General features: G+C 72.6%; 5 protein-coding genes, 3 pseudogenes and 1 riboswitch. Of the genes and pseudogenes, 3 read left to right on the forward strand and 5 right to left on the reverse strand.

The genetic code is table 11. The features are described from left to right. The 3 genes from ACVNF4_RS29945 to ACVNF4_RS29955 all read right to left on the reverse strand — a co-directional run. The coding region (locus ACVNF4_RS29945) for a 3,4-dihydroxy-2-butanone-4-phosphate synthase (protein ID WP_461806016.1) at positions 1–476 on the reverse strand (476 nt) is incomplete at its 3' end. Next, positions 473–1,102: a nicotinamide mononucleotide transporter family protein gene (locus ACVNF4_RS29950; protein ID WP_461806017.1), complete on the reverse strand. Its 630-nt coding sequence runs from the start codon at positions 1,100–1,102 to the stop codon at positions 473–475. The genes ACVNF4_RS29950 and ACVNF4_RS29945, both read right to left, overlap by 4 nt. Then, entirely contained in the window at positions 1,099–1,692 is a 594-nt protein-coding gene (locus ACVNF4_RS29955) for a riboflavin synthase (protein ID WP_461806018.1), read from the reverse strand. Before ACVNF4_RS29955 ends, ACVNF4_RS29950 begins: the two co-directional genes overlap by 4 nt. Positions 1,693–1,844: 152 nt before the next feature. Beyond that, positions 1,845–1,975: riboswitch (FMN riboswitch) on the reverse strand. Between the two features lie 119 nt (positions 1,976–2,094). On the opposite strand from ACVNF4_RS29955, the gene ACVNF4_RS29960 reads away from it, so the two are divergent. Together ACVNF4_RS29960 and ACVNF4_RS29965 are read left to right on the forward strand one after the other, a co-directional pair. Then, complete coding sequence (locus tag ACVNF4_RS29960) at positions 2,095–2,979, forward strand: RNA polymerase sigma-70 factor (RefSeq protein ID WP_461806019.1); 885 nt, start codon at positions 2,095–2,097, stop codon at positions 2,977–2,979. A gap of 77 nt (positions 2,980–3,056) precedes the next feature. Next, on the forward strand, positions 3,057–3,809 hold the full coding sequence (locus tag ACVNF4_RS29965) for an SDR family oxidoreductase (protein ID WP_461806020.1): 753 nt from the start codon (positions 3,057–3,059) through the stop codon (positions 3,807–3,809). A gap of 928 nt (positions 3,810–4,737) precedes the next feature. Here the strand turns inward: ACVNF4_RS29965 and ACVNF4_RS29970 are convergent. Next, positions 4,738–5,613: pseudogene (locus tag ACVNF4_RS29970) on the reverse strand (ROK family transcriptional regulator); the annotation flags it as partial. A 132-nt stretch (positions 5,614–5,745) separates the two neighbouring features. Here ACVNF4_RS29970 and ACVNF4_RS29975 point away from each other — a divergent pair. Next, positions 5,746–6,924: pseudogene (locus tag ACVNF4_RS29975) on the forward strand (MFS transporter); the annotation flags it as partial. On the opposite strand, the pseudogene ACVNF4_RS29980 reads toward ACVNF4_RS29975, so the two are convergent. Further along, positions 6,924–7,035: pseudogene (locus ACVNF4_RS29980) on the reverse strand (hypothetical protein); the annotation flags it as partial. The pseudogenes ACVNF4_RS29975 and ACVNF4_RS29980 sit on opposite strands and share 1 nt — an antisense overlap.

The following is a 7,035-nucleotide window of genomic DNA, read 5'->3' on the forward strand; positions in this document are numbered from 1 at the left end:
GTGTGGCCGTCGCGGGCGAGGACGCCGCCGGGGCGGGCGCGCAGGGGGAAGACGTGGCCGGGGCGGACGAAGTCGTCGGCGACGGCGTCGGGGCCGGCCAGGAGGCGAATCGTGGTCGCGCGGTCGGGCGCGGAGATACCGGTCGTGACGCCGTGCGCGCCGGACGCGTCGACGGAGACGGTGAACGCCGTCTTCATGGACTCGGTGTTGTCGCCGACCATCTGCGGCAGCGCGAGCCGGTCGAGTTCGGCGCCCTCCATGGGCACGCAGATCAGTCCCCGGCACTCGCTCATCATGAACGCGACGATCTCGGGGGTGATCTTCTCGGCGGCGACGACGAGGTCGCCCTCGTTCTCGCGGTCCTCGTCGTCGACGACCACGATGGGGCGCCCGGCAGCGATGTCCGCGACGGCCTGCTCGACGGGGTCGAGGGTGAGGTCGGCGTCGGTGTCGTACAGGACGGTTGCCGTGGTCATGCGGGGGCCCCTTCCAGGACGGTCCGGCGCGAGCGCAGCCACCAGTCGCGCATGCCCCACAGGACGAGGGCGCCGTAGATGACGTAGACGAAGCCGGAGAAGGCGTAGCCGTTGGCGAAGTTGAGGGGGACGCCGACGGCGTCGACGAGGAGCCAGGCGAACCAGAACTCGATCATGCCCTTGGCCTGCGCGTACATGGCGACGAGCGTGCCGACGAAGATGTACGCGTCGGGCCAGGGGTCCCAGGACAGGGTGGGGTTGGCCTTGAAGAACAGTGCGACGGCGACGGTTCCGGCGGCCCCGGCGGCGATCATCGCGCCGCGCTCGGTCCAGGTGGCGAAGCGGGGCACGATGTGGCCGTCGCCGCCCTTGCCGCCGCGCTGCCACTGCCACCAGCCGTACACCGCGACGACCATGACGACGGCCTGCTTGCCGGCGCTGCCCGCGAGATGCCCGTAGAAGGCGCCGAACAGGATCAGCCCGGAGGCGAACTGGACGGGCCAGGTCAGCAGGTGACGGCGCCAGCCGAGGGCGAGCCCGACGAGGCCGAGGATGTTGCCGACCATGTCCGACCACTTGATGTGCTGGCCGAACAGGACGAACGCCTCGGAGTTCAGCCAGTTCACTTCCCGGCTCCCATCAGGCGCTCGACGTACTTCGCGATGACGTCCACTTCGAGGTTGACCGGGTCGCCGGGCTGCTTGAGGCCGAGCGTGGTCAGCGCGAGGGTCGTCGGGATGAGGCTGACGGTGAAGTAGTCGGCGCCCGCCTCGACGACGGTCAGGCTGATGCCGTCGACGGTGATCGAGCCCTTCTCGACGACATAGCGCGTGATCTCCGCGGGGAGGGAGATCTTGACGATCTCCCAGTTCTCAGAGGGCGTCCGGGCCAGGACCTGGCCGGTGCCGTCCACGTGTCCCTGCACGATGTGGCCGCCGAGGCGCGCGCCGAGGGCCATGGGGCGTTCGAGGTTGACGCGGGAGCCGACCGCGAGGGCGCCGAGGCTGGAGCGGTCGAGGGTCTCGGCCATCACGTCGGCGGTGAACTCGTCGCCCTCGTGCTCCACGACAGTGAGACAGACCCCGTTCACGGCGATGGAGTCGCCGTGCTTCGCGCCGTCGGTGACGACGGGGCCGCGCAGCCGGAACCGGGAGGCGTCGCCGAGATTCTCGACGGCGGTGATCTCACCCAGTTCTTCAACGATTCCGGTGAACACTTCCCGGGTCCTCCTGCCACGTCGGGCACGGACTCCGGGGCCTGTCGAGAGACGACAGAAACACGGACAGGAGCACTCTGAGGGAGGGTCGCCGGACGCACTCGTCCACGGACGAGCACACATACGGCGGCGCACCCCAAAGGGCCTGCCCGCCGCGCACTGCCTCCCATCCGGACTTTAACCGTCGGTCCAGGAATTCCACCTGGTCAACCGATCACTGGAAGCGATCGGGTCGCGGACTGTAACCGCCGGTTCGGACTTTCACCGACCCCGGAGTGCGCTGCTATTGGTACACGGTCAGTGTGCCACGGCCGACAGTGATCCATACGGGTGAAGTGTGTGGAGTGGCTCACAGGGAGTGGCCCGGCACGCGGAGTGCCGAGGGTCAGGCACAGTGGGGGCATGACGACCGCGCTCGCCGAGGAGTTCGAGACCCACCGCCCCCGACTGTTCGGGCTCGCCTACCGGATGCTGGGCTCCGCCGAGGAGGCGGAGGACACCGTCCAGGACGTCTACCTGCGGTTCAGCGGCGTCGACCGGGCGGGCATCGAGCACGTCGGGGCGTGGCTGGCGAAGGCCGCGACGAACCTGTGCCTGAACCGGCTGACCTCGGCGCGGGCGCGGCGCGAGCGGTACGTCGGCCCCTGGCTGCCGGAGCCCGTCCTCACCTCCGGGGGCGCGCTCGGCCCCCTGGAGACCGCCGAGCAGCGCGACGCGGTGTCGCTGGCGCTGCTCGTCCTGCTGGAGCGGCTCACGCCGACCGAGCGAGCGGTGTACGTCCTGCGTGAGGCGTTCGCCTACGGGCACGCGGAGATCGCGGGCGTCCTCGACCTCACCGAGGCCAACTCCCGTCAGCTGTACCGGCGGGCGGAGCGGCGGATCACCGAGGAGCGGGCCCGGTTCGAGCCGGACTCCGAGCGCCGCGCCTCCCTGCTGACCGCGTTCCTCGCCGCCGCGCAGGAGGGTGACCTCGCGGGTCTGGAGAAGCTCCTCGCCTCCGACGTCACCTGGTGGGGCGACGGGGGCGGCAAGGTGTCCGCCACCATGCGGCCGGTGTCCGGGCGGGAGAAGGTCGCCCGCTTCGCGGACGGGATCTTCCGGCGTCACCTCACCGACAGGACGTTCACCCTCGTCGAGATCAACGGCGGGCCGGGGGCGTTGTTCTGGGACGGCGACGTCGTCTTCTGCGCGGTCGTCTTCGAGTGCCGGGACGGGCTCGTCACGGAGGTGCGGGCGGTTCTCAACCCCGAGAAGCTGGCGTTCCTGCGGCGGCAGGTGGCCGGCTGACGCGGTTGTCACGTCTCGGCGGGCTGTCCGGTTCTCAGTGGTGCCGGGGGACATCACCGCTGAAGGAGCTGATACGCATGGCCACGATCCTGGTGACCGGAGGGACCGGAACGCTCGGGCGGCCCCTCGTCGCACGGCTGCGGGCGGACGGCCACGAGGTGCGGGTCCTCAGCCGACGCGGCCCGGAACACCCCGTCGACCTCTCCGTCGGCGGACCCGCCCTCGACACGGCCCTGACGGGCGTCGACACCGTCGTCCACTGCGCCAGTTCGCCCCGCGGGGGTGACGAGACGGCCGCCCGCAACCTGATCACCGCCGCGCGGCGGGCCGGGGTCGGGCACCTCGTCTACATCTCGATCGTGGGTGTGGACCGGGTCCCGTACAGCTACTACCGGACCAAGCTCGCCGTGGAGCGCATGATCGAGGAATCCGGGATCGGCTGGACGGTCCTCCGCACCACCCAGTTCCACGACCTCGTCGCCCAAGTCCTGGACGCCCTCTCCAAGTCCCCCGTGATGCCGGTCCTCTCCGGTGTCAGCGACCAGCCCGTCGAGGTGACCGAAGTCGCCGTCCGGCTGGCGGAGTTGTCGGTGGGCGAGCCTCAAGGGCGGGTGCCCGACATGGGTGGCCCCGAGGTCCGCACGTTCGACTCCCTGGCCCGGTCGTTCCTGCGGGCCCGGGGGAAGCGGCGGCTGGTGGTGCCGGTGCGGTTGTGGGGTGCGGCTTATCGGGCGTTCCGGGTGGGGGCACATTTGACGCCGGGGCGGGCTGTGGGGAAGGGGACGTTCGAGGGGTATCTGGCGGAGGGGGGTCGGTCGGGGGTGGGCTGACGTGGGGGCGAGGGGGTTGCCGAGGCAGGCGGTTCGCTGGGCCCGGGAGGGCCGTTGAGGTGCGGGCGAGGGGGTTGAGGTGAGGGGCCCGCTACGGCGTCCCGAACAGGTCCGCCTGCGCCGCCTCCCTCGCCGTCAGCAACGCCCCCCGCAACACCGCCCCACCTCCCAGCCCACTCGCCCTCACCTCGGTCACCAGCGGCGCCATTCCCCGGATCCGTCCCTCGACCCTCCGGGCCAACTCCGCGCCGCCTGCCTGCCCGACCTCCCCACCGAGGACGACGCACCCGGGGTCGAGCACAGCGACGACGGAGGCGACACCGAGGGCGATGCGGTCGGCCAAGGCGTCGAGGAAGAGGGCGGCGAGGGTGTGTTCGAGGGGGGTGCCCTTGGCGGTCGGCACGGGGGCTGCCCGCCCGGGAGTGCCGGGCGCGAGGGCGTCGTCCCCGGCGCCTGACGCGGCGGCAGGTCGTCCCGGAGCCACGACAGCGAGGGTGCCGTTCTCAGTCGTCGGCCCAGTGCCGGTGGCTTCGTGAAGCACCCCGGCGTGGGGATGCGCAGGCGTGGTGGCGAGCCCCCCGGCGCCCGGCTCGACGGCGGCCGGCCCCTGGGCCCCGCCTCTCGCCGTCGACCCACTGCCGTCAGCCTCAGCAGGCACAGCAGCAGACCCCCCAGCGCCCCTCCCCGAAACCCCGACACCCGGCACGGCAGCGGTCAGTCCCTCGGCCCCGCCTCTCGCCGTCAGCCCACTGCCGTCAGCCTCAGCAGGCACGGCAGCGGGCCCCCCAGCCCCCGGCACGGCGACGGCCAGCCCCTGGACCCCACCCCTCCCCGTCGACCCACCACCGTCGACCCCGTCAGACACCCCGGCGACGGAACACCCCGGCGACGTGCCGTCCTGGTCACCGGTCCCCCCTCCGGAGGACACCGCTCCGACGGCCTCCCGGACCACCCCCGCAGCCCCCTCCCCCGCCACCCCGAACTCCCCGGCGAGCCGTTCGACGGCCCACCCCCCGGCCATGGAGTGGTACCCGCCCTCGCAGGACGCGGCGGAGGGGAGGGCCGCGCCCGGTACCGGGAGGAAGCCGATCTCGCCGGTGCCGCCGGAGGCGCCGCGGCGGAGGGTGCCGTCGAGGACGACGGCCGCGCCGATGCCGTGGCCGAGCCAGAGGAGGACGAAGGTGTCGCGGTCCTGGGCGGAGCCTTCCTCGCGTTCGGCGAGGGCCGCGAGGTTGGTCTCGTTCTCGACGAGCGCGTGGGTGCCGGGGAAGCGTTCCTGGAGGGCGGCGGCGAGGCGGCGGTGCCAGGTGGGGAGGGAGCCGGAGTCGCGGAGGTCGCCGGTGGAGGGGTCGATGAGGCCGGGGGCGCCGATGCAGACGGTGTGCAGGGAGTCGACGCCGGCTTCCTTCACGGCCCGCTCCACGAGGCTCACCGCCTGGTCCAGCGCGGGCCCGGTGTCCGTGTCGCCCTCGATCGGCACGGACGCCTCCGTGAGAACCCGCCCGACGAGGTCGGAGACGATGACGGCGACGCCGTCGGTGCGGGCGTCGAGCGCGGCGAGGTGGGCGCGGGAGCCGACGATGCCGTACAGCCTCGCGTTGGGCCCCCGGCGATGCGCCCCCGACTCCCCCACGACCTCGATCAGCCCGGCAGCGGCGAGGCGCTCGACGAGGTCCGCGACCGTCGGCCGGGACAACCCCGTGAGCTGCTTCAACTGCCCTGCCGTGAGCGGGCCTTCCCGCTGGAGCAGGCCCAGGGCGAGCCGGTCGTTGATGGCTCTGGCCGTACTCGGTGATGCGGGCATGGCGAGATCCTCCCACGGCCGGGACCGTCTCGAACGGTGACTGCCCTCTTTTTATCAGGAAGGGTCCCTGATAGTTTTCCGCGCGGCATGACCCGACACGCGGCATGGCCTGACAGACGAGGAGGGGTGGGGATGGGCGGGGATGTGCGCCGGGGCCGGTACGCCATCGCGGCCGTGTTCGCCGTGCACGGCGGGGTGACGGGCTCGTTCGTGACCCGGGTGCCGTGGATCCAGGACCACGCGGACCTCGGCGCGGGCCTGCTCGGCTTCGCGCTGGCGTTCACCGCGTTCGGCGCGGCCTGCGCGATGCCGCTGGCGGGCTGGGTCACCCACCACCTCGGCAGCCGCACGGCCCTGCGCCTCCTGCTCGCCCTGTGGACCCTCTCCCTCACCCTGCCCGCCCTCGCCCCGAACCTCCTCACCCTGTGCCTCGCGATGTTCACCTACGGCGCGTCGGCGGGCATGGCGGACGTCGCCATGAACGCGATGGGCGTCGAGATCGAGCGCCGCCTCGGCAAGTCGATCATGTCGGGCCTGCACGGCATGTGGAGCGTCGGCACCCTCGCCGGCTCCGGCGTCGGCACCCTCGCCGCACACCTCGACGTGGACGCCCGCGTCCATCACGGACTGGCCGCGCTGATCCTGACCGCCCTGGGCCTGACCGCCTGCCGCTGGGTCCTGGACCTGCGCCCGACGGAAGAGGACGAGGCACCGCCCCGCTTCACCCTGCCGCCCCGCTCGGCCCTGCTGATCGGCCTCGTCGGCTTCTGCGCCGTGTTCGCGGAGGGCGCCAGCATGGACTGGTCGGCGGTGTACCTGGAGGACCGGCTCGCGGCGTCGGCAGGGCTGGCGGCGGCCTGCACGACCGGCTTCATGCTGACGATGGCCGCCGCCCGGCTGACCGGAGACCTGGCCGTCAACCGCTTCGGCGCCGTACGAACCGTGCGGGCGGGCGGAGTCCTGGCGGTCGCGGGCGGCGCGCTCGTCGTCGTCTCGGAGCACCCCGCGGTCGCGATGGCCGGCTTCGGCCTCATGGGCCTCGGCATCGCCGTGGTCGTCCCCCTCTGCTTCGCGGCGGCCGGGCACGCCGGCCCGAACCCCGCCCAGGCCATCGCCGGCGTCGCGACCATCACCTACACCTCCGGCCTCATCGCCCCCAGCCTGATCGGCGGCGTCGCCCACGCGACCGACCTGACGGTGTCCTTCGCCGTGGTCACAGCCCTGGCCTGCGGCCTGCTCCTCTTCGCGGGCGTCCTACGGAGCGCGGAACGCACGCAGACGGCGCCGGCGAACGCGGCGGTACCGGATCCTGGCTCCTCGACGACCTTCAGCAGCGCGTTGAACCCCGCCGACGTGACCATGTGGGCCTCGTCGATGATGTAGATCTTGTAGCGGCTGCGGGCCGGCCCGAAGAACGCCTTC

The organism is Streptomyces sp. S6 (assembly GCF_054880855.1).

Bases quoted from the DNA above. Each gene is read 5' to 3' on its own strand.
- ACVNF4_RS29960 (WP_461806019.1), top strand. From the start codon at position 2,095: ATGACGACCGCGCTCGCCGAGGAGTTCGAGACCCACCGCCCCCGACTG.
- ACVNF4_RS29965 (WP_461806020.1), top strand. From the start codon at position 3,057: ATGGCCACGATCCTGGTGACCGGAGGGACCGGAACGCTCGGGCGGCCC.